Genomic DNA, 23,278 nt, shown 5'->3' with positions numbered 1-23,278 from the left:
TCTAGTGCACTGTCCGTTTGGTCCGACCTATCTATTGGGTGCGGTCGCCTGTGAACAGCGCGCCTAGACGAATGGCTTAATACCTATTTGTGAAGCGCTGCGCATGCCGGTCCGGGATTTGCCGCGCCAGTCATCACGGACCGGATCGTGTGTGAAATCCACCCGATTGTGGCCGGTTCTGCCCGGTTTCCGGTTCAAGGTCGCGAAAGGACTTTCTTGGAGCACCCGGTTCTCTAATCGGCCACCCCGTCCCGGCCTTCGATCTTCATCAGGGTCGCAGTGAGAAGGGCAACCAACCTCTCCTTGCCCGCGGTTTCGGCGAAGACCTCGGTCTGCGCCAGGGTGAGGGTCCGTCCGGCCTTTACGACGCGGCCTCTGGCCACGATTTGCTCACCGGCGGCGGGCGCCACAAGGTTGATCTTGAACTCGGTGGTCAGCACTCCGGCGCCCGGCGGCATGAGGCTGAGCGCGGCATAGCCGGCGGCGGTGTCCGCAATTGCCGAAACGGCCCCTGCATGAACGAACCCGTGCTGCTGCGAGACTGCCGAGCTCGGCGACAGGGCAATGTCGACCTCTCCCGGTGCAATGCGCAGGATCGACGCGCCAAGGGTGCCCATCAGCCCCTGCTTGTCGAAGCTGGCTTGGATGCGGGCCTGAACGGTCGGCTCTTCCGGGGTCAAGGTGCTCATGCGCTGCGCTCACTACGGTTGGACAGGTCGGTTCTGGACAACGCTCTTCATCATAGGGGGAGGTCGGCCGCTGGACGCCCGGCAAGGCGGACATCGCTCATCGTAGAGTTCCAATCGAAACGCTCCGTCATTCCCCGATGCCGAGCATTGGCGAAGACTGGGACCAAGCATCGTGGATGGCAAGCTCAAGCAAATTCGCCGCATCGGCGCCTGATACGATGAGACGGCGCGCTCGTTCCTTCCGGTCCTCCAACGGGACGGTTGTCCGGCTGTGGGGAAGGCTTGTTCACACGAGCTATTCCAGGGCCAGCCGGACGTCGTGATTGCGGGCCTGCATATAGGTGAACTCGCCCACGCGGGTCCATGGCCGGACCTTGGTCCTGAATTCCAGGAAGCTCTCGATCACCCTCCTGGTCATGGGGTCGCCATTGGCGTGGAGTTCGTTCAGAACCTCATTCGCCGCATCGCCGAGGGCCTGGAGCAGTTCGGGCGACAGGCGGCGGAGCTGGACGCCATGCGCTTCCACCAGGGTCCGCAGTGCCGGCCCGCTGAGCGCCGTATATTCCGCCAGCATATTGTTGTTCTCCGCTTGTGCCGCAATCTGGAGAGCAAGCTGGAGGTCGCGTGGCAGCGCGTCGTACTTCGCCTTGTTCACGGTGAGTTGGAGACCGGCGCTGGGTTCCTGATAACCGGGAGAGTAGTAGTAGGGCGCCACCTGGTAAAATCCCAGCGCCAGATCGTTCAAGGGCCCGACCCATTCGGCCGCGTCCAGCGCGCCGGACTGAAGGTTGGTGAAAATTTCGCCAGCCGGGACATTGACGATGGTGGCGCCGAGCTTGGAGAGGACCCTGGCATTGTTGCCCGGCGTCCGCATTTTGAGGCCCCGCAGATCGGCGGCGGTTCTGATCTCCTTCCGGAACCAGCCGACCATCTGCGCTCCTGTATTGCCGGCCAGGAAGCCCTTCAGCCCGAAACCTGCATAAAGCTCATCCCACAGCGGCTGCCCGCCGCCATGATGGACCCAGGCATCCAGCTCATTGGCCGTGAAGCCGAAGGGGAAGCAGGTGAAGAAGGCCGTCGCCTCCGATTTGGACAGGTGGTAGTAGGAGGCGTCGTGGCCAAGCTCCGCCGTGCCATTGGCCACGGCGTCGAAGCATTGAAGGGCTGGCACCAGTTCGCCCGCCGCATAGACCCGCACCGTGATGCGGCCGTCGGTAAGCTCGGCGATGCGCCGGGCCAGTCGCTCGGCACCGGTGCCGACGCCGGGAAGACCCTTCGGCCAGCTCGTGACCATTCGCCATTCCTGCCGGCCGGACAGGATGGCCGGAGCCTGGGCGCGTGCCGCCGCGACAGGCACCGTAGCCGATGCGGTGGCCGCACCTGCGGCGGTCAGGAAGGCGCGGCGCTTCATGATGGGAGTCCTCGTCCGATTTCTTCTTGATTGGCGCTTCCGGGAAGGGCCGGTCCGATCCTAGTAAAGCCCATCCCCGTCGTAGCCGCCATCATCGTCCAGATCGGGCGGAATTGGCATCATCTTCGCCGGCTCGGCCTCGGCCGGCGGCAGCGGCACCCAGCCCTCCCGGCCTAGCATCTCGATGGGCTGGAACTTGGCTTTGTATGCCATCTTACGGCTCTCGCGTATCCAGTAGCCCAGATAGAGGTAGGGCAGGCCCAGACGCCGGCACTCCTCCACCATCGCCAGGATCAGCCACGAGCCGAGGCTCCGTTGCGGTTCGGACGGGTCGTAGAAGCTGTAGACGGCGGAGAAGCCGTCATCCAGCCGGTCGGCCAACAGCCCGCCGCGGAGCTTTCCGTCCGGCGAGCGTGCCTCGAACAGCCAACTGTCCACCCGGCCCTCATCCACCATGGCGGCGAAATCAGCCAGGCTCATCCGCCGCATCTCGCTCTCCACATGGCGGGCGACCTGATAGGCGGTGAAGACCTGATACTGCTCGATGGTGGCGCCAGCGGGAACCGGAGTCAGGGTCAGGTCGGCGTTGCGGCGGCGCAGCCGGCGCTGGGTGCGGTTGCCGGTGAACTGCTCCACCGGAATGCGCACCGGGACGCAGGAATTGCATCCCGGGCACACCGGCCGATAGACGATGTCGTGGCTCCGGCGGAAGCCGGCCCGCGACAAGCTGGAATTCACTTCGGGCGCATGGGCGCCGGACAGGCGGGTGAACAGCTTGCGCTCAATCCGGCCCGGGATGTAGGGGCAGGGCATCGGCCCCGACCGGTAGAACTGCTGCAACGGACGGAAATAGGGCGGAATGATGCTCATCGTGCAGTCGGACCTCTCGATCGCGTCGGCCCCATCATCATCCGTCAAAGCTTAACGATCCGCCAGCTTTCACCGCCGTCCGCCGCTACTCCGCCACGCCGGGGCCCTCCGTCAGGGCTGGCACCGGCTGCTCCATCCCGAAGAAGGCGCGGCTGATCTCCTCCGACACGGAGCCGAGGCGGAGTTGCAGCCAGTCCAGATATTCGTGCAGGCCCCTGTCGATCACATCGTCGATCGCGTGGGTCTGCAAGGCGGCCTGGATCTCGTCAAGGCGCTCCAAGGCGAGATTGCCGCGGCGCAGCCTGTACTTGGAGGTGAGCCGGCCCAGAACCTGCTCCACCTCCCGAATGCAGACGGCAACTGAACGGGGGAACGCGTCGTTGAAAAGCAGGAAACCGGCAACGCCGGATGCGGTCATGCCGCGCGGATAGACCCGACGGAACGCATGATAACCGGCGGCGGAGCGTAGCAGCGAGTTCCACTGGCTGATATCGAAGGGCGAGCCGATATCCGCCGTGCTGGGCAGAAGCGTGTGGTACTTGATGTCGAGCAGGCGGGTGGTCTGGTCCGCCCGCTCCAGATACTTGCCCATCACGTAGAAGTGCCAGCCCTGATCCCGGAAGAAGGTGCCTTCCGTGATGCCCATATGGGCCTGACAGGCCTCCTTGATGCCGTTGCACAGCTTGGGCAGGTTGTGCCGGGCGATATCCGTCACGGTCAAAGTCTGCAGGCGGCCGTAGAAGACGTTGATCTGGGTCCACATCTCCGTACTGATCAGCGGACGGAGCTGACGGGCATTCTCCCGCGCGGCGCGGATGGCGGCGATGATGCTGGTCGGGTTCTCCGCATCCAGCACATAGAACTTCACCACATTTTCGGCCGAGGCGTTGGTGTAGCACTGGAAGAAGCGCTCCCGGTCGGCGTTCAGCTCGACGATGGGCAGCCAGTTCTTGGAGCCGTGGCTGTCGCGGGAGAAGGTCTCGTGCACATCCAGGATGCGCGCCAGATTCTCCGCCCGCTCCATATAGCGGGCGAGCCAGAAGATGCATTCGGCATAGCGGGCGAGGAGAACGGCCATGGGTCAGCCCTCCTGGCTTTGGGCTTGGGACTGCGATATGCCGGGCATGCTCTGGCTCTGCTGTCCCTGGGATTGCGACTGCACCGGCGTGTCGCTCTCAAGCACCCAGGTGTCCTTGGACCCGCCGCCCTGGCTGGAATTCACGATCAGCGTGCCCTTGCGCAACGCAACCCGCGACAGCCCGCCGGGCAGCACCCAGGTGTCCTTGCCGGTGATGGCGAATGGGCGAAGGTCCACATGGCGCGGCTCGATCCCCTCATCCACCAGGGTGGGGCAGACGGAGAGCGGGACCATGGGCTGGCTGATGTAGTTGGCGGGATCGGCCAGAAGCTGCCGGCGGCAGGCATCCAGCTCCGCAGCACTGGCGCGCGGCCCGATGGTGATGCCATAGCCGCCAGCCTCGCCCACCGGCTTCACCACCAGCTTGTCCAGATTGTCGAGCGTGAACTGGAGCGCGTCGGGCTCCCGGCAGATATGGGTCTCGACGTTCGGGATGATCGGGTCCTGATCGAGATAGTATTTGATCATGCGCGGCACATAGGCATAGACCGCCTTGTCGTCCGCGACGCCGGTGCCAATGGCGTTGGCCAGGGCCACATTGCCCTTCCGGTAGGCCTCGAAGATGCCGGGCACGCCCAGCGCGCTGTCCGGATTGAAGGCCAGCGGGTCCAGGAAGTCGTCGCCGATGCGGCGATAGATCGAATGGACCGGGGCGAGGCCGCCGGTGGTCTTCATCCACACCCGGTCGTCCAGGACGACCAGATCGCGCCCCTCCACCAGCGGCACGCCCATCTCGCGCGCCAGGAAGATGTGCTCGAAATAGGCGGAGTTGTAGGGGCCTGGGGAGAGCAGGACGACCTGCGGGTCCTGGTACTGGGCCGGAGCGATCTCGCTCATCGCCTCCAGCAGCTTCATGCCGTAATTCTCAATCGGGCGGATGCCGATGTCGGACATCAGGTCCGGGAAGGCGCGCATCATCATGTGGCGGTTCTCCACCACATAGGACACGCCCGACGGCACGCGGCCATTATCCTCCAGCACCCGGAAGGTGCCTTCATGGTCGCGCACCAGATCCACGCCCATGATGTGGATGTAGGTGCCGAAGGGAACGTCCAACCCCTCCATCTGCGGGCGGTAATTGGCGTTGCCGAAGACAAGGTCGGCCGGGATGACGCCGTCCTTGATGATCTTCTTGTCGTGGTAGATGTCGTGCAGGAACAGGTTCAGGGTGGCGACGCGTTGCTGCACGCCGGCCTCGAGATGGGCCCATTCCGCGGCCGAGATGACGCGGGGGATGACATCGAAGGGCAGGATGCGGTCCACCGCCTGGGCCTGGGAATAGACCAGGAAGGTGATGCCGAGATTGTAGAGCTCCAGTTCCGCATCTTTGGCGCGGCGCTTCAGATCCTCGTAATCGATGGCGCTGAGCGTGTTGCGGATCGGCTCTGTATGCCGAGCCGGCCGGTCGGGGCGGCCGAAAAGTTCATCGTAGAAGCCTTGTGCATCGTAGGCCTCAAGCAGGCGGCCCACACCATTGCCCGTTCCGTTCACGAATGCCCCCGACGCCCCCGCCATTCCCAATCTGCACGTCCCGCGCGGACCCGGCGCCGTGGGCGTATCCGGCGCAGCCCCGGTTTTTCGCAGCCGCGAAACGACATTAGCAGATCAGTAACAATTGGCTAGGGTCCTCCGCAGCCTCCGGTAGGCAGTTCCTGCGGAGTACCCACCGGAAACGGCGAATCTCCGCATGGAGTACCTTCAAGGACCGTTCGCCGCCTCGCCGATTGGCTGTTCGCGCAGCAGGACGATGGAAATCCTGCGGTTCCGCGGGGAGTTCGGGTCCTCCGGAAACAGATGCTCCTTGTCCGCCCGCCCGATTACGGACTCGAAACGGTCGGGGCTCACGCCCGCAGCCTCCAGCGCCCGGCGGCTGGCGTTGGCGCGATCGGTGGAAAGCTCCCAATTGGAGAAGCCGGCACCCTGGCGGAACGGCAGGCCGTCCGTATGGCCCGTGACGGACAGGCGATTGGGCAGCCGCGCCACGGCCTGCGCCACGGCGGAGAGAAGCTGCGCCGTCTGTGGGAACATCTGGGCGCCGCCGGAAGGGAACATGGAATAGCCGAACTGGTCCACAAGCTGGATGCGCAGCCCCTCCGGCGTCTGGTCGATGATCAGGCTTTCCGCCAGCGTCTGCATCTCCGGCACGGCCTGGATGGCTTGGCGAAGCTTCCGGACAGCCTCATCGAACCGCTCCTGCTCAAGCTTCGCCAGCGCGTCCCGGACCTCCTCCGGGCTGAGTTCGCCATCCCGATTGCGATCCGCCTCGGCCCGCCGGCCGGCGGCGTCCAGTTCGGCCATGCCCTCTATATAGGGGGAACGGCCCTGGCCGTCGGCCTCGGACCCTGCAGCCGCGTCGGCGGAGCTTTCGAAATCCTCCATCCCGTCATCGGGCGCGTTGGAACTGGGAATGGACGGGGTGGGAAGGGTGATCTGGGGCGGAGAGCTGGCGTTCGCCTTCGATCCTTCCACGGTGATGGTGCGGCCGCTCAGAATGCCGCCGGCTCCGCTTTCCTGCTTCGACGGGCTGGCCGGGCTGAAATAGTCGGCGATGCCCATCTTCTGTTCTGAGGTGGTGACGTTCAGCAGCCAGAGCAGCAGGAAGAACGCCATCATGGCCGTTACGAAGTCGGCATAGGCCACCTTCCAGGCGCCGCCATGGTGCCCTTCCTCGCCACGCTTGATCTTCTTGATGATGATCGGGGCCTGGTCATTGCCACTGCCGCCCGCCATGTCCGTCCCCGCATTTTGCGAAACCGGGGAACTCTACCCCGAAGGGAGGGGTGGGAACAAAGGGCATCTTTGCAACAGGGGCGGCCGTCCCTGGCCCTTCCGCCGGCTCGCTGCCGGCTTATGTGATGGAGGTCCGCCGTCCCCGCGGGCTTGCGCGCGCGCCAATGCTCCGTTAGGGGATGCGGTTCACCATGCCCTTGCCGACGGACTGTCCAGGACCAGCCTATGATCATCGATCCGCGCGCCTTCCGTGACGCCATGGGCTGCTTCGCCACGGGCATCTGCGTGGCGACGACCGTGGCGCCCGGCGGACAGCCCGTCGGCATCACGGTGAATTCCTTCAGCTCCGTCTCCCTCGATCCGCCGCTGGTGCTTTTCTGCCTGGACCGGGAGGCGGAGAGCATGTCCGCCTTCACCTCGGGTCCCGGCTTTGCCCTGACCATCCTTTCGGCGGAACAGCAGGACGTCTCCATCGCCTTCGCCTTCCGGCCGGCGGAGGAGCGCTGGGCGGGGGTGCGGACTGAAAAATGGGAGACCGGCGCGCCGGTGATCCAGGGCGGGCTGGCGGCCATGGATTGCGCGCTGCATGCGGTACATGACGGCGGCGACCACGTGATCGTGGTCGGCCGGGTGTTGCGCCTGGGCTCCCGGCCGGACGGAGCGCCGCTGGTCTATCTGCGCGGCGTCTACCGCGCGGTGGAAGGCTGAGGGGCGGGCGGATAAGGGCCCGCCGCCCCCGCCGGACGATCACGCCATGTTGATGATGATCGTCTTCTTGTGGGTGAAGTGCTCCAGCATGGCCTCGAGCGTGGCCTCCTTGCCCAGCCCGGACGACTTCACGCCGCCATAGGACAGGTTCGGCTGCACCACCAGGTTCTGGTTCACCTGCACGAAGCCGGCCTCCAGCCGCTGGGTGGCGTCCAGGGCGGTGCGGAGATCCCTGGTCCAGATGGTGGCGGCCAGACCGAATTCCGTATCGTTGGCCTGGGCGATGACGTCCTCATAATCGTCGAATTTGATGACGCAGGTGACGGGCCCGAAAATCTCCTCCCGCGCCAGCCGGCTGGCGTTGGTCAGGCCGGTGAAGATCACCGGCTGCACGAACAGCCCCTTGGTCAGGCCCTCCAGCTCCGGCATGGCGGAGCAGGAGTGGGCGGTGCCGCCCTCCGTCACGCCGTGGTCGATGTAGGCTTTCACCTTCTTGAACTGGTCGGGAGAGACGATGGTGCCGATGTCCGTCTTCTCATCCAGCGGGTCGCCCATGACCATGGCGTCCACCTTGGCCTTCAGCGCCTGCACGAACTGGTCATGGATGGAGCTGTGGACGAAGATGCGGCTGGCCGCCGTGCAGCTCTGCCCCTGGCGGGTGAAGCGCATGCCGGCAATGGCGCCCGCCACGGCCTGATCCAGGTCGGCATCGCCCATGACGATCATCGGCGACTTGCCGCCCAGTTCCAGCGTCACGGGGATCAGCCGGTCGGCGGCGGTCCTGGAGACGATCTTGCCGGTCTCGACCGAGCCGGTGAAGGTGATCTTGCCGACCTTCGGGTGGCTGACCAGCGGCGCGCCGCATTCCGGGCCGTAGCCGGACAGGATGTTCAGGATGCCGGGCGGCAGCACCTGGGCCATGATCTGGCAGGCGCGCAGCACACAGAAGGGGGCCTCCTCCGCCGACTTCACCACCACGCCATTGCCCGCCACCAGCGCCGGCGCGATCTTCAGCGCCATCAGCATCATGGGCACGTTCCAGGGAATGATGGCGCCGACAATGCCCACCGGCTCCCGCACTGTCATGGTCAGCATCTTGGGATTGAAGGGCACCGTTTCGCCCTTCAGCTCGCCGCCCAGCCCGCCGAAGAAGGTGAAGGCGTCCGAAAGCACGTTCGCCTCCACCCGGCTTTCCGTGCGCAGGGCCTTGCCGGTCTCCAGCGCGATCAGGCGGGCCAACTCCTCCTTGTGCTCGGTCAGCGCGCGGCCGCATTCGGCGACCAGCCGGCCGCGCTCCCGCGCCGGGACCATCTTCCAGGCCTTCTGCGCCTCGGCGGCCGCGCGGACGGCGGCGTCAACGTCGGCAGCCTCGCCATAGGCGGCCTGACCCACGACCTCGCCCTTGGCCGGGTTCACCACGTCGAAGGTCTTGCCGGAGGCGGCCGGCACCAGCTTGCCGCCGATCAGGTGCTTGCCCGACAGCTCCTTGGCCAGCGCGTACGGGTCCAGAACCGGGGTTAGGGTGCTCGACATCGACGTTTACTCCCGAGTTTTCGTTGGTGCGGTCGCGCCATGGGCGCGGCCCGGTGCTGCTGCCCTTGTAGCAGACCGGCGGGGGGCGGCAAACCCCACCGGACGAGTCGGGGAACCTGACCGGACGGACAGGAATCGGGTCTGTTCCTTGCGCGGCAGAGTGCTCCTGCTTTCGATTTCGCGGCTCATGCCTGTGTGCAGCCGTTTCGCCTTTCTTTTTTGCCGGCCATCTTCACAGGGCCGGGCGCTGTCCGCATAACTGCAGTCACAGGATCGTAAAATGAATCAGCGGGGAGCTGCCGTGACGCTGCCGAAATTCGCCGACGCCGCTGCCATGGTTGCGGAGATGCGGCCGGAGGACCCGGTCTATTGCTATCGTCCCCATGTGCTGACCGCGCGCGCCCGGCAGTTCGTGCAGAGCTTCCCCGGCGAGGTGCTGTACGCCGTGAAGTGCAATCCGGAGCCGCATGTGATGGACGCGCTCTGGGCCGGCGGCATCCGGCATTTCGATACGGCCTCCCTGCCGGAGATCACGGATGTGCGGCGGCAGTTTCCGGAGGCCGGCTGCTATTTCATGCATCCGGTCAAAAGCCGCGAGGCGATCCGGGCGGCCTATGAGCAGCACGGCATCCGCCACTTCGTCGTGGACCACCCGGACGAGCTAGAGAAGATCAGCGACTGTACCGGCCGGGCGCGGGACGTGGTCATCATGGTGCGCCTCGCCACCGCGCGCGGGGCGGCGGTCTACGACCTCGGCGGCAAGTTCGGCTGCACGGTGGAGCAGGGGGCGGAACTGCTGCGCATGGCCGCCAGCCGGGGCCTGCGCGCCGGCATGTGCTTCCATGTCGGCAGCCAGTGCATGACCCCGCAGAGCTATGTGGCGGCACTTGGCCTCGTCGGGCGCGCCCTGGATCTGGCCGGGGTGGAGCCGGCGGTGATCGATGTCGGCGGCGGATTCCCGACCGATTATGTCGGGCCGCAGGCGCCGCCCCTGTCCGACTTCATGGACGCGATCCAGCGCGGGCTGGCGGAGATCAGGCGTCCCTCCGACTGCCGCCTCTGGTGCGAGCCCGGCCGCGGCATGGTGGCCAGCGGGGCCAGCGTGGTGGTGCGGGTGGAGCTTCGCCGCGACAACCACCTCTATATCAATGACGGGCTCTACGGTTCGCTATGCGATTTGAAGTTCCCCGGCATCCATTTCCCGATGCGGGTGATCCGGCCCGGCGGGCAGGGATCGGCACGGCTGGCCCCCTTCGGCTTCTTCGGCCCGACCTGCGACTGCTATGACCAGTTGGAGGGGCCGTACATGCTGGCCGAGGATGTGCGGGAGGGCGACTATATCGAGATCGGGCAGGCGGGCGCCTACACCACCGTGACCCGCACCAGCTTCAACGGTTTCTTCGCCGGACGCTATGTCGAGGTGGCGGATGGACCCTTCCTACCCACCTTGGAGATGCGCCCGCCCGAGTTAGTGCCAGCGGCGGAGTAGCCTTCCAGGCGGCGGCGGACGCATGCTATCCAGACCGGCAGCCCTGATCCTGTAGGAGATGTCCGCCCCATGCCGACCATGACCGAACGGTCCTTCCTGGGCCTCTCCGCCACTGGCTTCCACCGCGTCGCCTACACGGAATGGGGAACAGGGCCGCGCACCATCGTCTGCGTGCACGGGCTGACCCGGAACAGCCGCGATTTCGACGTGCTGGCGGCCGATCTGGCGGAGACGCTGAAGGCGCGGGTGGTCTGCCCAGATGTGGTCGGGCGCGGCCGGAGCGACCGGCTGGTGAACCCGGACAATTACGGCTATCCGCAATACATGTCCGATATGGCGGCGCTGATCGCCCGGCTGGATGTGGAAACGGTGGAGTGGGTCGGCACCTCCATGGGCGGGCTGATCGGCATGCTGCTGGCCGCCCAGCCGAACAGCCCGATCAGCCGCATGGTCATCAACGATGTCGGCCCCTTCGTGCCCAAGGCCGCCCTTCAGCGCATCGCCGACTATGTCGGGGTCGAGCATGCCTTCGAGGATCTGAACAAGCTGGAATCCTACCTGCGCGCGACCTATGCCGGCTTCGGCAAGCTGACGGATGCGCAGTGGGCGCATCTGGCGCAGCACAGCGCGCGGGGGCTTCCGGACGGCCGGTTGGGGCTGGCCTATGACACCGGCATCGCCCGCATCTTCGCCCAGGCCCCTATCGGCGACGTGGACCTCTGGCCGGTCTGGTCCATGATCCGCTGCCCGGTGCTGGCCATCCGGGGCGTGGACTCAGACCTGTTGCAGCCGGAGACGGCCCGGCGCATGGCGGAGGAGGGGCCGAAGGCGAAGGTGGTGGAGATCGCGGAGACAGGGCATGCCCCGGCGCTGATGGACCCGGCCCAGATCGCCGCGATCCGCGACTTCCTCGGCGCCTGACCCGCTCCGCATGTCGCCTCTCGGATTTCCGCCTTTCCGGGAGCGGTTCCCCTGGATCGGGCCCCACCTCCAGACCGTGCGCAACACGCTGGTGCATCCGCGGGTCGGTCTGCCTCCGGGCGAATGCCTGCGCTTTCCCATGGAGGACGGGACCGGTGACGTGCTGGCCGGCACCCTGACCCGGCGGGAAATGGCGGCGGAAGGGAGGGCTCTGGTGGTGCTGGTGCATGGGCTGACCGGGTGCGAGGACAGCTTCTATGTGCGCGCCACGGCGCGGGCGCTGCTGGACGAGGGGTTTCCGGTCCTGCGCCTGAACCTGCGGGGCGCCGGCCCCAGCTCGGCCACTTGCAGGCAGCGCTACCATGCCGGCCGGACGGGCGATTTGCGCAAGGTGCTGGGCGGGCTGCCGCAGGCGGAGTTGGAAAACGGAGTTGCCCTAATCGGCTACAGCCTGGGCGGCAATGCCGTGCTGAAGCTGCTGGGCGAGGGGGAGTTTCCGGTGCCGGTGCGGGCCGGGGCCGGCATCTCCGCCCCCATCGACCTATCGGGGTCGAGCCGCTGCTTCCTGCTGAAGCGGAACGCCTTCTATCATCGCCGGCTGCTGGGCAGCATGAAGAGGGAGACGCTGGCCCTCGGCCCGGACCTTCCGGACGAGCTGGCACAGGCGGTGCGGGAGGTCCGGTCGGTGTGGGAGTTCGACGACCGGGTGGTGGCGCGCTGGAACGGCTGGTCCGGGGCGGAGGAGTATTACCGGATCAATTCCGCCCTCCAGTTCCTGCCGGCGATCCAGGTGCCCACCCTGGTGATCCATGCGCTGGACGATCCCTGGATTCCGGGCAGCGCATACACCGCGTTCGACTGGGCCGGCAATCCGGCGCTCACCCCATTGCTGCCGGCGAGGGGCGGGCATGTGGGGTTCCATGGCGTGGACGGGATCTGGCACGACCGCTGCCTGGCGCAGTTCCTGCTGCGGCACGCGGCGTGAAAGGGGCGCCGGGCGGAACGGGGCTTCGAAATGCCCGTTCCGCCCGATCCGTCAGCCCTGCTTCAGCAAGCGCGCGGCGTCCAGGGCGCCATAGGTCAGAATGGCGTCGGTGCCGGCGCGCTTGAAGCCCAGCAGCGTCTCCAGCAGGCACTTCTCATAATCCAGCCAGCCATTGGCCGAGGCGGCGCGCAGCATCGCGTACTCTCCGCTGACATGGTAGGCGAAGGTGGGAAGCTGGAAGGCGTCCTTCACCCGGCGGATGACGTCCAGATAGGGCAGCCCCGGCTTCACCATCACCATGTCGGCCCCCTCCTGGATGTCCAGGGCGACCTCGCGCAGGGCCTCCTCCGCATTGCCGGGGTCCATCTGGTAGGTCTTCTTGTCGCCCTTCAGCAGGCCGCCGGTCTGCACGGCATCGCGGAAGGGGCCGTAGAAGCCGCTGGCGTACTTGGCGGCGTAGGAGCAGATCCGGACCATGTCGTGGCCGGAGGCGTCCAGCCCGTCGCGGATGGCGCCGATGCGGCCATCCATCATGTCGGACGGGGCGATGATGTCGCAGCCGGCTTCCGCCATCACGACGGACTGGCGGACCAGCACCTCCACCGTCTCGTCGTTCAGGACGCGGCCGTCCTTCACAATGCCGTCATGACCATGGCTGGTGTAGGGGTCGAGGGCGACATCGCAGAGCAGGCCGACATCCGGAACCTGGGCCTTGATCGCGCGGATGGTGCGGCACATCAGATTGTCGGGATCGCCGGAAAAGCTGCCCTGCGGGTCCTTCAGTTCCGGCGGGGTGATCGGGAACAGGGCCAGCCAGCGGACGCCGAGATCACGCGCCGCCGCCGCCGCCTCCACCATCAGGTCGATGGTCCGGCGCTCCACCCCCGGCATGCTGGCGATGGGCTCCCGCCGGTTTTCGCCCTCGATTACGAAGACCGGCCAGATCAGGTCGTCGGTGGTGAGGGTGTGTTCCCGGACCAGCGCCCGCGTCCAGGCGTCCGTGCGGTTGCGGCGCAGGCGGGTGCGCGGGAAGGCGGCGTTCAGATGGGGCAGGCTCGTCATGGAACGTGATCCGATTGGACAGGATAGCGAGAAGCTACGCCCGGCCCGGCTCCTGCTCAAGTCGGCGCGGCAACTCGTCCCGGTTCGGCGGGTTCAGCGTCCTGCTGCACGGAACCCGGGCGGAGCACCTTCAGCGCGCCCGGCAGGATGCGGTAATGCAGCGGGGTCTCGACCTCCAGCAGCTCTCCATCATTCGCGACGCGCACTTTCCGGCGGTTGCGGAACACGGTAGCCTCCGTCGTGCGGTAGACTTCCAGATCCGGATCGCCGCGCCAATTGCCCATCATGATCTGGGCGATCAGCTTCAACACCCGCCAGCGAGCGCGGTGGCGGGAGGCGTAGATGGCAAGAATGCCGTCCGTCAGGCTGGCGCGGCGCAGGATGGGGCCAAGACCCTCGTCATACTGGTTGTTGGCAATCGCCAGGAAAGGCGTGACCAGGCGGCGCGGCCCATCATCGAGGACGAGTGTGACCTCGAACCGCTGGTAATCGAGCAGGGTATGGATGAAAGCCAGCGTCATGGCTGGCCATTTGCTGAGGCCGTGGCGCTTCCGCTCCCTCTCCCGCTCGCGCACCATCCGGGGATAAAGGCCGAGGGCGGAGTTGTTGAGGAAGGGGCGGCCGTTCATCTCCGCCATGTCGATGGGCTCGATCCGGCCGGCGGCCAGGGCCCTTGCGGCTTCCTTGATGTCGAACGGAATACCGAGATCGCGGGCCAGCAGGTTCATGGTGCCCAGCGGCAGCACGCCCAGCGCCTTGCCGCTGCCGGTCAGGATATGGGCGGCGCTGGCGATGGTGCCGTCCCCGCCGCCAACAACCACGACATCGGCATCCCCGTCGCGCGCCTGCTCCAGCGCCTTCTGAATGTCATGGGCCGGCACGGCGGTGCAGACGACGCGGTGGCCGGCCGCTTCGAACGCCTCCTCCACCTCCCGCACCGCCTCCTCGGGGGGGCGGTCGAGCAGCGATCCGGCGGAACTGTTCAGCACGACACTGAGTTTCATGGCTGCCCGCCGATCCCCTTCATGTGACCACACAAGGAACGGCGGCAGGGTGGAACGGGTTCCGGAATGGTAGCACCCCCGACGCGCCTGGGTGCTTTGATTGACAGGGAAGGGGGCGCGGCTATGATCCCGTTTCCAATGAAACAATCATAAGAACAGGCCGGGAGAACCATGGACTTCACCCTCTCCGACGACCAGCGTGCATTCCAGGACATGGCGCGGAATTTCGCGGCCGAGCACTTGGCGCCCCATGCCGCGGAATGGGACGAAACGGGGCACTTCCCGGTGGAGAAGCTGCGGGAGGCGGCTAAGCTCGGATTCGCGGGTCTCTACTGCAAGGAGGATCATGGCGGCACCGGGCTGACCCGGCTGGACGCCGCCATCCTGTTCGAGGAGCTTTCCGCCGCCGACCCCTCCACCGCCGCCTACATCTCCATCCACAACATGGTGGCTTGGATGATCGACAGCTTCGGCAGCGAGGAGCAGAAAGAGCGCTGGCTGCCGGGCATGTTCACCATGGACACGCTCGCCAGCTATTGTCTGACCGAGCCGGGCAGCGGGTCCGACGCGGCCTCCCTGCGCACCAAGGCGGAGAGGGATGGCGACCATTATGTGCTGAATGGGTCCAAGGCCTTCATCTCCGGCGCCGGGGCCACGGACCTCTATGCCGTGATGTGCCGTACCGGCGGGCCGGGGCCGAAGGGCATCTCCACCATCATCGTGGAGAAGGGCACGCCCGGCCTCTCCTTCGGGAAAAAGGAAAAGAAGATGGGCTGGAACAGCCAGCCCACGGCCACGGTGATCCTGGAGGATTGTCGCGTGCCGGTGGCGAACCGGCTGGGCGAGGAAGGCGACGGCTTCAAGTTCGCCATGAAGGGGCTGGATGGCGGGCGCATCAACATCGCCGCCTGCTCGCTGGGCGGGGCGCGGGCCTGCCTGGATCAGGCGCGGGACTATATGAACAGCCGGCAGCAGTTCGGCAGCAAGCTGGCCGACTTCCAGGCACTGCAATTCATGTTCGCCGACATGGCGACCGAGCTTGATGCCGCGCGGCTGATGGTCCACCGGGCGGCCAGCGCCCTGGATTCCGGCGACCCGAACGCCACCACCTACTGCGCCATGGCCAAGCGCTTCGCCACCGACTACGGCTTCAAGGTGGCGAATGAGGCGCTCCAGCTCCATGGCGGCTACGGCTACATAAAGGAATATCCGGTGGAGCGCTTCGTCCGCGACCTGCGCGCCCATCAGATTCTTGAGGGCACGAACCAGGTCATGCGCCTCATCATCGCCCGCAAGCTGTTGGGCGGGGCGTGATCCGACAAGGCTACGGGATTGTTGGAATGCGGGTTCCGCACCCGCGCCAGCCTTCGAAAATCCCCAATAATGAGGAAATCTGTGACCCAGGACGTGATCTTTGAGGTGAAGGGCCCGATCGGGCTGATCACCCTGAACCGGCCGAAGGCCCTGAACGCGCTGACCCTGGAGATGATCCTGGAGATCGGCCGGCAGTTAAGGGAGTGGGCCGGCAACTCTGCGGTAAGCGCCGTGGTGATCCGCGGGGCCGGCGACCGGGCCTTCTGCTCCGGCGGCGACATCCGCGCCATCTGGGAGGATGGGAAGGACATGCGGGAAGGGCGTGGCGAGGGTCGCATCGCCCGCAACTTCTTCCGTGAGGAATACCGGCTGAACCGCCAGATCAAGGTCTTCCCCAAGCCCTATATCGCGCTGATCGACGGCATCACCATGGGCGGGGGCGTCGGCGTCTCGGTCCACGGGTCGCACCGGGTCACGACGGAGCGGACCCTGTTCGCCATGCCGGAGGCGGGAATCGGCCTGTTCCCGGACGTGGGCGCTACTTATTTCCTGCCCCGCATGCCCGGCTACACCGGCCGCTACATCGGCCTGACCGGCGCCCGCCTGCAGGCCGGCGACCTGCACTATCTCGGCATTGGCACCGGCCATGTGCCCAGCGACAAGCTGGACGCCCTGGTCGAGGATTTCGCCAAGGCCGCCTGGTCCACCGACGCGGACCCCTACAAGCTGGCCGACGACATCACGGCCGGGCACGAGATCAAGGTCGACCCGCCCATCCTGGCTCAGCACCGGGAACTGATCGACCGCGCGTTCCAGCATGAGCGGGTGGAGGAGGTGCTTGCCGATCTGGAGGCGGACGGAAGCGAGTTCGCCGCTGCCGCGATCAAGAGCATGCGCGGCCTGTCGCCGACCAGCCTGAAGGTCACGCTGGCTCAGTTGCACAAGGGCGTGGAGCTGTCCTTCGATGATGCCATGCGGCTGGAATTCCGCATCACCCGCGCTCTACTGAACGACCACGACGTCTATGAGGGCATCCGCGCCGCCGTGATAGACAAGGACCGGTCACCGAAATGGAGCCCGGCCAGCCTGGAGGGTGTCAGCGAGGCTGACGTGGACCGGCACTTCGCCGAACTCGGCGACGACGAGCTGACCTTCGAGGATTGAGGCCGGCGCGGTCAAACAACATACAAGACGATTCGGGAGGAAAGCATGGGCACGATTGCATTCATCGGGTTGGGCAATATGGGCCTGCCCATGGCGAAGAACCTGGTCAAGGCCGGGCACACGGTCGTCGGCTTCGACGTGGCCGAGGCCAACATGGCCGGGCTGGAACAGGCCGGCGGCCGGCGCGCGGCCAGCGCCGGTGAGGCTGCCGCTGACGCCGATGCCGTCGTGACCATGCTGCCCGCCGGCCCGCATGTGCGCGAGGTCTATATGGGGACCGGCGGGGTCATGGAGCGGGCCAAATCCGGCGCCCTTTTCATCGACAGCTCCACCATTGACGTGGACAGCGCCCGCGCGGTGGCCGCAGCTGCGGAAGAAAAGGGCTTCGAGATGGTGGACGCCCCGGTCTCCGGCGGCACCGGCGGCGCTGCGGCCGGCACGCTGACCTTCATGGTGGGCGGGTCCGACGCGGCGTTCGGACGGGCGAAGCCGATCCTGGAGACGATGGGCAAGAACATCGTCCATGCCGGCGGGCCGGGCACCGGACAGGCGGCCAAGATCTGCAACAACATGATTCTCGGGATCAGCATGATCGCCGTCTGCGAGGCCTTCACGCTGGCAGACAAGCTGGGCCTGGACCGGCAGAAGCTGTTCGACATCAGCTCCACCTCCTCCGGCCAGTGCTGGTCGCTGACGACCTATTGCCCGGTGCCGGGACCGGTGCCGACCTCGCCGGCGAACCGGGACTATCAGCCCGGATTTACCGTAGACATGATGCTGAAGGATCTGAAGCTGGCGCAGCAGGCGGCCGCCGGCTCCAAGGCCGCGACCCCGCTGGGAGCCAACGCTGCCGCCCTTTACCAGCTCTTTTCCGCCTCGGGCCGGGGCAACCTGGATTTCTCTGGAATAATCAAGATGCTTAGCGGCGTTTGATGCGCTAGTCTCTCGCCATCCGAGATAACCTGAGCCACTGGCCGGGGCCGCACTTGTGTGCTGTCCCGGCAGTTAAGGAGCAAGGGAGTACAGACTTGCGCCAGCCCTATTACGACAGCATTCTGCTCATCGAGCGGTTGCACCGACACTTCCTTGAGGTGCTTAAAGTTGAACTAGACCGACTAGGCGTCCAGGACATCAATAACGTCCAGAGCTTGATCCTCTACAACATCGGCGACGATGAGCTGACTGTCGGGGAGCTGACCGCCCGGGGGTACTATCTGGGTTCCAACGTCTCCTACAACGTCAAGAAGATGTACGAGAACGGCTATCTGACGCAGGAGCGCTCGCCGCACGACCGTCGGTCGGTGCGTGTGCGCCTGTCCGAAAAGGGGCTGGCCCTGCGCGACAAGGTCAGCGCCCTGTTCGAGCGCCAGATCGCCGCTCTCGACAAGTCCGGCCTCTCGACGGAGGAGCTGACCAAGGCGAACGAGACCATGCGGAAGCTCGAGCGCTTCTGGACCTCGGCCCTGGACTATACGAACTTCTCCATCACGGCGGCTTGAGAGCCGTTCGGGAGAGGCGGGCATGGCGCAGGTGCGGGATGGAAGCGCGCTTCTGGAGTTCCGTACCGTAGGAACGATCACGCGCGTCAGCGCCATTGATCCGGCGACCAACACGGAAGTGGTCATCCAGGGGCCGAGCAGTGCGGGTCGGGCTACGCTGACCCGCACCGCCATCGCGAAGCTGAACTACGTTTTGGGGAAGAGGGCCGGCTGACCGCGAAGCCGGCTTCCCCGACCAATGAAAAAGGCCGCACCTGGAGGTGCGGCCTTTCTTCGTTCCGGCAGTTCGCTGCGTCAGGAAGCGCGGCGGCGCGTCTGCCGGGGGGAGGTGCGGCCGAGGCCGATCTTCTTCGCGAACTCCGAACGCTGGGCGGCATAGTTCGGGGCGACCATCGGATAGTCCGGCGGCAGGCCCCACTTGGCCCGGTATTCGTCCGGCGTCATGTTGTAGGTGGAGCGAAGATGACGCTTCAGCATCTTCAGCTTCTTACCGTCCTCAAGACAGACGATGTATTCCGGAGTCACCGACTTCTTGATCGCAACGGCCGGCCGCGGCGGCTCCGCCTGCGGCTCGCGCGCGCCGCCCTGCAGACCGGTAAGCGATGTATACACGGTATTGATGACTTCCGGTATCTGCTGCGTGGGCAGCACATTCTTTCCGACATAGGCGGAGACAATCTCCGCCGTCATGCGCAGAAGCTCACCGGTCTGGAGATCATTCCCGTTCTGGTCCGTCATTGCCAATGCCCTGAGAGTAAATGTGAAGGTCGAAATCGCTTCGCATAGTAGGACTTGAGTGTCAATCAAAAATCTTCAAGCTATCCATAGTGTTACTTCGGCGCACTTGTAGCGGCAAGTCGTTGATCTGGAAAAGGCGGAATTCGCATGGCTTTTCAGCAGCGGACTCTAGTGAGGAGATCGATGTTTTGTGGCGGCTCGTACCTGGATATAGCTCGCCCGCCAGTGGTAACTTGACTTTCGGTCAACCTGAAAGCGCAGCGGCAAACTTCAGTCTTCCATGCACGACTGCCGACTCGCCGGGACAAGGACTCGCCGGACTGGAGGGCGGTCCAATTGCAGAAATACCGGCTGGGAGAGTTGCGCGCCTCGGGCAAGGCCGCCCTGCGATGCGGTATGGTGCGGGAACTGGCACCGGACCACATCATCTGGTAGGGTCCGGCCCAGCGAGGGGTGGTGCCGCGTGCGCCGCCCGTCCCAGGCGTTACCTGGGAAATACATCGCGGTTTACTTATCGGCACGGGACAGATCAGGCCAATGAACAGCGAACAAGCCGCCGGCCCCATCGTCATCGCCTCCGACCATGCCGGCCTAGAGATGAAGGCGGAACTACGCGCCATGATGGAGGAGGCCGGTCATACGGTCCTGGACCTCGGCCCGCACTCCAGGGACAGCGTGGACTATCCGGATTTTGCCGATGCGCTGGCCGCCGCTCTGAAGGACGGCCGGGCGGCCAGGGGCGTGCTGATCTGCGGGTCCGGCATCGGCATTAGCATTGCGGCCAACCGTCACCGCCATGTGCGTGCGGCCCTGTGCCACGACGCGACGACCGCGCGCCTGTGCCGGGAGCACAATGACGCCAATGTGATCGTGCTGGGCGCGCGGACCACCGGTGCGGAGATCGCCCGCGATTGCGTCACCACTTTCCTGGCCACGCCGTTCGCGGGCGGCCGCCACGCCCGGCGCGTCGCCAAGCTGTGCTGACGCCCGCCGATTGAAGCAAGGCCGCAGAGCCTGGAGGATTTTTGCCATGGACCATCATCAGGGCTCCCGTTTCTTCGCCGACAGCCTGGCCGATGCCGATCCGGAACTGTTCGGCGCCATCGGTCGGGAACTTCGCCGCCAGCAGGACCAGATCGAGCTGATCGCGTCGGAGAACATCGTTTCCCGCGCCGTGCTCGAGGCCCAGGGCTCGGTGCTGACCAACAAGTACGCCGAGGGCTATCCGGGCAAGCGCTACTACGGCGGCTGCGAGTTCGTGGACGAGGCGGAGACGCTCGCCATCGAGCGGGCGAAGCAGCTCTTCGGCTGCACCTACGTCAATGTGCAGCCGCATTCCGGCGCACAGGCGAACCAGGCCGTGTTCATGGCCCTGCTGCAGCCGGGCGACACCTTCATGGGCATGGATCTGGCGGCCGGCGGCCACCTGACCCATGGCGCTCCCGCCAACCAGTCCGGCAAGTGGTTCAACGTGGTCAGCTATGGCGTGAACCGCGACGACCACTTGATCAATTACGACGAGGTGGCGGAGAAGGCGCGGACCCACAAGCCGAAGCTGATCATCGCCGGCGGCTCCGCCTATCCGCGGAAGATCGACTTCGCCCGCTTCCGCCAGATCGCGGACGAGGTCGGCGCGTATCTCATGGTCGACATGGCCCACTATGCGGGGCTGGTCGCGGCCGGGATTTATCCCAGCCCGATCCAGCATGCCCATGTGGTGACCACCACCACGCACAAGACCCTGCGCGGCCCGCGCGGCGGCATGATCCTGTCCAACGATCCCGACCTGGGCAAGAAGTTCAACAGCGCCGTCTTCCCTGGCCTGCAGGGCGGCCCGCTGATGCATGTGATCGCCGGCAAGGCCGTGGCCTTCGGCGAGGCGCTTCGGCCCGACTTCAAGCGCTATGCCCAGCAGGTGGTGGACAATGCCCAGGCGCTGGCGTCGCGCATGCTGGCCGGCGGGCTGGACGTGGTGTCCGGCGGCACCGATAGCCACATCGTGCTGGTCGATCTCCGGCCCAAGAAGCTGACCGGCAAGGCGGCCGAGGCGAGCCTGGAGCACGCCGGCATGACCTGCAACAAGAACGGCGTGCCGTTCGACCCGGAAAAGCCCTTCGTCACCAGCGGCGTGCGTCTGGGCAGCCCGGCGGCGACCACCCGCGGCTTCGGCGTGGAGGAGTTCACGCAGGTCGGCGACATGATCGTGGAAGTGCTGGACGCGCTGTCCAAGTCCAACGGCGACAACAGCGCCGCCGAGCAGCGGGTGCGGGAGCGGGTGCGCGAACTGTGCAGCCGCTTCCCGATCTACCCCACGCTCTGACAACAAGAACAAGCGGGGAAGGGGAGGCAGCATGCGGTGCCCGTTCTGTGGGAATGACGATACCCAGGTGAAGGACAGCCGGCCGACCGAGGACAACTCGGCCATCCGGCGGCGCCGCTTCTGCCCCGCCTGCGGGGCCCGCTTCACGACCTTCGAGCGGGTTCAGCTCCGCGAGCTGACCGTGGTAAAGAGCGGCGGAGCGCGGGAGCCCTTCGACCGGGAGAAGGTGCTGCGCTCCATGCGCATCGCGCTCCGCAAGCGCCCGGTGGATGCCGACCGCATCGACCGGGTCGTGAACTCCCTGGTCCGCCAGCTCGAATCCTCCGGCGAGACGGAAATCCCGTCCAAGCAGGTGGGCGAGATGGTGATGAACCATCTGGCGGCCTTGGACAAGGTCGCCTACATCCGCTACGCCTCGGTCTATAAGGACTTCCGCGAGGTCGCGGACTTCAACCAGTTCGTCGAGACGCTGCGTTCGGACGTGGACGCGGATGCGGATTGAGGCCGGCAATGGCCTCTCCCACAGCAGCGCCACCAGCCGCATTCACTGATGAGGACCGCGCCCATATGGGGGCGGCCCTTTCCCTGGCTGCGCGCGGGTTGGGCCAGGTCTGGCCCAACCCGTCGGTCGGGTGCGTCATCGTCAGGGATGGGCGCGTGGTCGGCCGCGGCGCCACCGGCAAGGGGGGACGGCCGCATGGCGAGACCATCGCCCTGGCACAGGCAGGCGAGTTGGCCCGCGGCGCGACAGTCTATGTCAGCCTGGAACCCTGCAATCACCACGGCAAGACCCCGCCCTGCACCGAGGCGCTGATGGCGGCCGGCGTGGCGCGGGTCGTCGTCGCCTGCCAGGACCCCGACCCGCGGGTCCATGGCAGCGGGCTGGAGCGATTGAGGTCCGCCGGCATCCGGGTGGAGACCGGGCTTCTGATGGAAGAGGCGGCGGAGCTGAACGAGGGCTTCTTCCGCCGCATCCGCGATCGTCGGCCCATGCTGACCCTGAAGCTTGCCACCACCCTGGACGGCCGCATCGCCACCCGCACCGGCGAGAGCAAGTGGATCACAGGGGAGATGGCGCGGAGCTGGGGCCACGGGCTGCGTGCCCGGCACGATGCCATCATGGTCGGAATCGGAACGGCGCTGGCCGACGATCCGGACCTGACCTGCCGTCTACCTGGGCTGGAGGGGCGGTCACCGGTTCGGGTTGTGGTGGACAGTCGGCTCCGCCTGCCGCTCACGGGTCGCCTGATCCGCACGGCGCGCGAGGTGCCGACCTGGATCGTGACCTTGAAAGATGGCTGCGATCCCCTGCGCCGTGAAGCCATCGAGCAGTGCGGGGCCGAGGTGATCGAGGTGGAGCCAACATCCGCCGGCGAGCTGATGGCCGGCGGCGCGCTGGTCGCGCTCGCTGCGCGGGGAATCACCAGGGTTCTGGCGGAGGGCGGCGCCCGGCTCGCCGCTTCGGTGCTGCGGGACGATCTGGTGGACCGGCTGGAATGGTTCCGGGCCGGCGTGGTCGTGGGCGGCGACGGGTTGCCTGCGGCCCAGGGCTTCGGCATCACGGAGCTGGCCCGCGCCCCGCGCTTCAAGCGGACGGCCCTGCGCGCCGTAGGACCCGACGTGCTGGAGAGCCTGCGCCGGGTCTGACACTTTCCCGCGTGCCCGGCCATGCGCGGAGCGCACGCAAATGGCTCTCGCAACTT

General features: G+C 66.2%; 23 protein-coding genes. 13 read left to right on the top strand and 10 right to left on the bottom strand.

The features are described from left to right. Positions 1 to 233: 233 nt before the first annotated feature. The 6 genes from DOL89_RS07690 to DOL89_RS07665 all read right to left on the bottom strand — a co-directional run bounded on the left by DOL89_RS07690 (position 234) and on the right by DOL89_RS07665 (position 6,838). Entirely contained in the window at positions 234 to 689 is a 456-nt protein-coding gene (locus DOL89_RS07690) for a PaaI family thioesterase (protein ID WP_119678610.1), read from the bottom strand. A gap of 295 nt (positions 690 to 984) precedes the next feature. After that, on the bottom strand, positions 985 to 2,100 hold the full coding sequence (locus tag DOL89_RS07685; RefSeq protein ID WP_119678609.1) for a TRAP transporter substrate-binding protein: 1,116 nt from the start codon (positions 2,098 to 2,100) through the stop codon (positions 985 to 987). Positions 2,101 to 2,160: 60 nt separating this feature from the next. After that, positions 2,161 to 3,018 (bottom strand): arginyltransferase, encoded by an 858-nt coding sequence (locus DOL89_RS07680; RefSeq protein ID WP_318658533.1) that lies wholly within the window; start codon positions 3,016 to 3,018, stop codon positions 2,161 to 2,163. A gap of 37 nt (positions 3,019 to 3,055) precedes the next feature. Beyond that, positions 3,056 to 4,048, bottom strand: a complete 993-nt coding sequence (locus DOL89_RS07675; protein WP_119678608.1) for an alpha-E domain-containing protein — start codon at positions 4,046 to 4,048, stop codon at positions 3,056 to 3,058. A 3-nt stretch (positions 4,049 to 4,051) separates the two neighbouring features. Next, entirely contained in the window at positions 4,052 to 5,623 is a 1,572-nt protein-coding gene (locus tag DOL89_RS07670; RefSeq protein WP_119678607.1) for a circularly permuted type 2 ATP-grasp protein, read from the bottom strand. A gap of 183 nt (positions 5,624 to 5,806) precedes the next feature. Further along, a complete protein-coding gene (locus DOL89_RS07665) occupies positions 5,807 to 6,838 on the bottom strand; it encodes a flagellar motor protein MotB (protein WP_119678606.1) in 1,032 nt (343 codons plus the stop codon). 225 nt (positions 6,839 to 7,063) lie between these two features. Between DOL89_RS07665 and DOL89_RS07660 the strand changes: the two genes are divergently transcribed. Further along, positions 7,064 to 7,546, top strand: coding sequence for a flavin reductase family protein (locus DOL89_RS07660; RefSeq protein ID WP_119678605.1), 483 nt, complete (start codon positions 7,064 to 7,066; stop codon positions 7,544 to 7,546). Positions 7,547 to 7,585: 39 nt separating this feature from the next. Here DOL89_RS07660 and DOL89_RS07655 read toward each other — a convergent pair whose 3' ends face one another. Then, the gene (locus tag DOL89_RS07655; RefSeq protein WP_119678604.1) at positions 7,586 to 9,079 is read right to left on the bottom strand and encodes an aldehyde dehydrogenase family protein; all 1,494 of its coding nucleotides are present in this window, start codon (positions 9,077 to 9,079) and stop codon (positions 7,586 to 7,588) included. Between the two features lie 280 nt (positions 9,080 to 9,359). On the opposite strand from DOL89_RS07655, the gene DOL89_RS07650 reads away from it, so the two are divergent. From DOL89_RS07650 to DOL89_RS07640, 3 genes are all read left to right on the top strand, one after another. Next, on the top strand, positions 9,360 to 10,568 hold the full coding sequence (locus tag DOL89_RS07650; RefSeq protein WP_119678603.1) for a type III PLP-dependent enzyme: 1,209 nt from the start codon (positions 9,360 to 9,362) through the stop codon (positions 10,566 to 10,568). Positions 10,569 to 10,637: 69 nt separating this feature from the next. Further along, positions 10,638 to 11,489: an alpha/beta fold hydrolase gene (locus tag DOL89_RS07645; protein WP_119678602.1), complete on the top strand. Its 852-nt coding sequence runs from the start codon at positions 10,638 to 10,640 to the stop codon at positions 11,487 to 11,489. 10 nt (positions 11,490 to 11,499) lie between these two features. After that, positions 11,500 to 12,474 (top strand): YheT family hydrolase, encoded by a 975-nt coding sequence (locus tag DOL89_RS07640; protein WP_119678601.1) that lies wholly within the window; start codon positions 11,500 to 11,502, stop codon positions 12,472 to 12,474. 51 nt (positions 12,475 to 12,525) lie between these two features. Here the strand turns inward: DOL89_RS07640 and hemB are convergent, their stop codons facing one another. Both hemB and DOL89_RS07630 read right to left on the bottom strand, forming a co-directional pair. Further along, a complete protein-coding gene (gene hemB, locus DOL89_RS07635; RefSeq protein ID WP_119678600.1) occupies positions 12,526 to 13,536 on the bottom strand; it encodes a porphobilinogen synthase in 1,011 nt (336 codons plus the stop codon). A gap of 56 nt (positions 13,537 to 13,592) precedes the next feature. Further along, positions 13,593 to 14,540 (bottom strand): diacylglycerol/lipid kinase family protein, encoded by a 948-nt coding sequence (locus DOL89_RS07630; RefSeq protein WP_119678599.1) that lies wholly within the window; start codon positions 14,538 to 14,540, stop codon positions 13,593 to 13,595. Between the two features lie 171 nt (positions 14,541 to 14,711). Here DOL89_RS07630 and DOL89_RS07625 point away from each other — a divergent pair, with 171 nt between their 5' ends. From DOL89_RS07625 to DOL89_RS07605, 5 genes are all read left to right on the top strand, one after another. Then, positions 14,712 to 15,854 carry an isobutyryl-CoA dehydrogenase gene (locus DOL89_RS07625; RefSeq protein WP_119678598.1) on the top strand — a complete coding sequence of 381 codons (1,143 nt, stop codon included), beginning with the start codon at positions 14,712 to 14,714 and terminating at the stop codon, positions 15,852 to 15,854. Between the two features lie 81 nt (positions 15,855 to 15,935). Continuing rightward, a complete protein-coding gene (locus DOL89_RS07620) occupies positions 15,936 to 17,018 on the top strand; it encodes an enoyl-CoA hydratase/isomerase family protein (protein WP_263973578.1) in 1,083 nt (360 codons plus the stop codon). Between the two features lie 45 nt (positions 17,019 to 17,063). Further along, positions 17,064 to 17,951: a 3-hydroxyisobutyrate dehydrogenase gene (mmsB, locus tag DOL89_RS07615; protein ID WP_119678596.1), complete on the top strand. Its 888-nt coding sequence runs from the start codon at positions 17,064 to 17,066 to the stop codon at positions 17,949 to 17,951. Between the two features lie 95 nt (positions 17,952 to 18,046). Continuing rightward, the gene (locus DOL89_RS07610) at positions 18,047 to 18,517 is read left to right on the top strand and encodes a MarR family winged helix-turn-helix transcriptional regulator (RefSeq protein ID WP_119678595.1); all 471 of its coding nucleotides are present in this window, start codon (positions 18,047 to 18,049) and stop codon (positions 18,515 to 18,517) included. A gap of 22 nt (positions 18,518 to 18,539) precedes the next feature. Then, positions 18,540 to 18,731: a DUF6898 family protein gene (locus DOL89_RS07605; RefSeq protein ID WP_119678594.1), complete on the top strand. Its 192-nt coding sequence runs from the start codon at positions 18,540 to 18,542 to the stop codon at positions 18,729 to 18,731. Positions 18,732 to 18,811: 80 nt separating this feature from the next. Here DOL89_RS07605 and DOL89_RS07600 read toward each other — a convergent pair whose 3' ends face one another. Further along, entirely contained in the window at positions 18,812 to 19,255 is a 444-nt protein-coding gene (locus DOL89_RS07600; RefSeq protein WP_119678593.1) for a MucR family transcriptional regulator, read from the bottom strand. 537 nt (positions 19,256 to 19,792) lie between these two features. Here DOL89_RS07600 and rpiB point away from each other — a divergent pair. The 4 genes from rpiB to ribD are packed head-to-tail and all read left to right on the top strand — an operon-like array spanning position 19,793 to position 23,222. Then, positions 19,793 to 20,239: a ribose 5-phosphate isomerase B gene (gene rpiB / locus DOL89_RS07595; protein ID WP_119678592.1), complete on the top strand. Its 447-nt coding sequence runs from the start codon at positions 19,793 to 19,795 to the stop codon at positions 20,237 to 20,239. A 46-nt stretch (positions 20,240 to 20,285) separates the two neighbouring features. Further along, a complete protein-coding gene (gene glyA, locus DOL89_RS07590; RefSeq protein WP_119678591.1) occupies positions 20,286 to 21,575 on the top strand; it encodes a serine hydroxymethyltransferase in 1,290 nt (429 codons plus the stop codon). Between the two features lie 31 nt (positions 21,576 to 21,606). After that, positions 21,607 to 22,077: a transcriptional regulator NrdR gene (nrdR, locus tag DOL89_RS07585; RefSeq protein ID WP_119678590.1), complete on the top strand. Its 471-nt coding sequence runs from the start codon at positions 21,607 to 21,609 to the stop codon at positions 22,075 to 22,077. An 8-nt stretch (positions 22,078 to 22,085) separates the two neighbouring features. Continuing rightward, on the top strand, positions 22,086 to 23,222 hold the full coding sequence (ribD, locus tag DOL89_RS07580; protein ID WP_225889941.1) for a bifunctional diaminohydroxyphosphoribosylaminopyrimidine deaminase/5-amino-6-(5-phosphoribosylamino)uracil reductase RibD: 1,137 nt from the start codon (positions 22,086 to 22,088) through the stop codon (positions 23,220 to 23,222). The last annotated feature ends 56 nt before the right edge of the window (positions 23,223 to 23,278 follow it).

Source organism: Indioceanicola profundi, assembly GCF_003568845.1.
GTDB lineage: Bacteria > Pseudomonadota > Alphaproteobacteria > Azospirillales > Azospirillaceae > Indioceanicola > Indioceanicola profundi.
Note: the sequence above shows the minus strand (reverse complement) of the source record. Positions and strands in the feature narration are given on the sequence as shown.

Bases quoted from the DNA above. Each gene is read 5' to 3' on its own strand.
- DOL89_RS07690 (WP_119678610.1), bottom strand. From the start codon at position 689: ATGAGCACCTTGACCCCGGAAGAGCCGACCGTTCAGGCCCGCATCCAA.
- DOL89_RS07685 (WP_119678609.1), bottom strand. From the start codon at position 2,100: ATGAAGCGCCGCGCCTTCCTGACCGCCGCAGGTGCGGCCACCGCATCG.
- DOL89_RS07675 (WP_119678608.1), bottom strand. From the start codon at position 4,048: ATGGCCGTTCTCCTCGCCCGCTATGCCGAATGCATCTTCTGGCTCGCC.
- DOL89_RS07670 (WP_119678607.1), bottom strand. From the start codon at position 5,623: ATGGCGGGGGCGTCGGGGGCATTCGTGAACGGAACGGGCAATGGTGTG.
- DOL89_RS07665 (WP_119678606.1), bottom strand. From the start codon at position 6,838: ATGGCGGGCGGCAGTGGCAATGACCAGGCCCCGATCATCATCAAGAAG.
- DOL89_RS07660 (WP_119678605.1), top strand. From the start codon at position 7,064: ATGATCATCGATCCGCGCGCCTTCCGTGACGCCATGGGCTGCTTCGCC.
- DOL89_RS07655 (WP_119678604.1), bottom strand. From the start codon at position 9,079: ATGTCGAGCACCCTAACCCCGGTTCTGGACCCGTACGCGCTGGCCAAG.
- DOL89_RS07650 (WP_119678603.1), top strand. From the start codon at position 9,360: ATGAATCAGCGGGGAGCTGCCGTGACGCTGCCGAAATTCGCCGACGCC.
- DOL89_RS07645 (WP_119678602.1), top strand. From the start codon at position 10,638: ATGCCGACCATGACCGAACGGTCCTTCCTGGGCCTCTCCGCCACTGGC.
- DOL89_RS07640 (WP_119678601.1), top strand. From the start codon at position 11,500: ATGTCGCCTCTCGGATTTCCGCCTTTCCGGGAGCGGTTCCCCTGGATC.
- hemB (WP_119678600.1), bottom strand. From the start codon at position 13,536: ATGACGAGCCTGCCCCATCTGAACGCCGCCTTCCCGCGCACCCGCCTG.
- DOL89_RS07630 (WP_119678599.1), bottom strand. From the start codon at position 14,540: ATGAAACTCAGTGTCGTGCTGAACAGTTCCGCCGGATCGCTGCTCGAC.
- DOL89_RS07625 (WP_119678598.1), top strand. From the start codon at position 14,712: ATGGACTTCACCCTCTCCGACGACCAGCGTGCATTCCAGGACATGGCG.
- mmsB (WP_119678596.1), top strand. From the start codon at position 17,064: ATGGGCACGATTGCATTCATCGGGTTGGGCAATATGGGCCTGCCCATG.
- DOL89_RS07605 (WP_119678594.1), top strand. From the start codon at position 18,540: ATGGCGCAGGTGCGGGATGGAAGCGCGCTTCTGGAGTTCCGTACCGTA.
- DOL89_RS07600 (WP_119678593.1), bottom strand. From the start codon at position 19,255: ATGACGGACCAGAACGGGAATGATCTCCAGACCGGTGAGCTTCTGCGC.
- rpiB (WP_119678592.1), top strand. From the start codon at position 19,793: ATGAACAGCGAACAAGCCGCCGGCCCCATCGTCATCGCCTCCGACCAT.
- glyA (WP_119678591.1), top strand. From the start codon at position 20,286: ATGGACCATCATCAGGGCTCCCGTTTCTTCGCCGACAGCCTGGCCGAT.
- nrdR (WP_119678590.1), top strand. From the start codon at position 21,607: ATGCGGTGCCCGTTCTGTGGGAATGACGATACCCAGGTGAAGGACAGC.
- ribD (WP_225889941.1), top strand. From the start codon at position 22,086: ATGGCCTCTCCCACAGCAGCGCCACCAGCCGCATTCACTGATGAGGAC.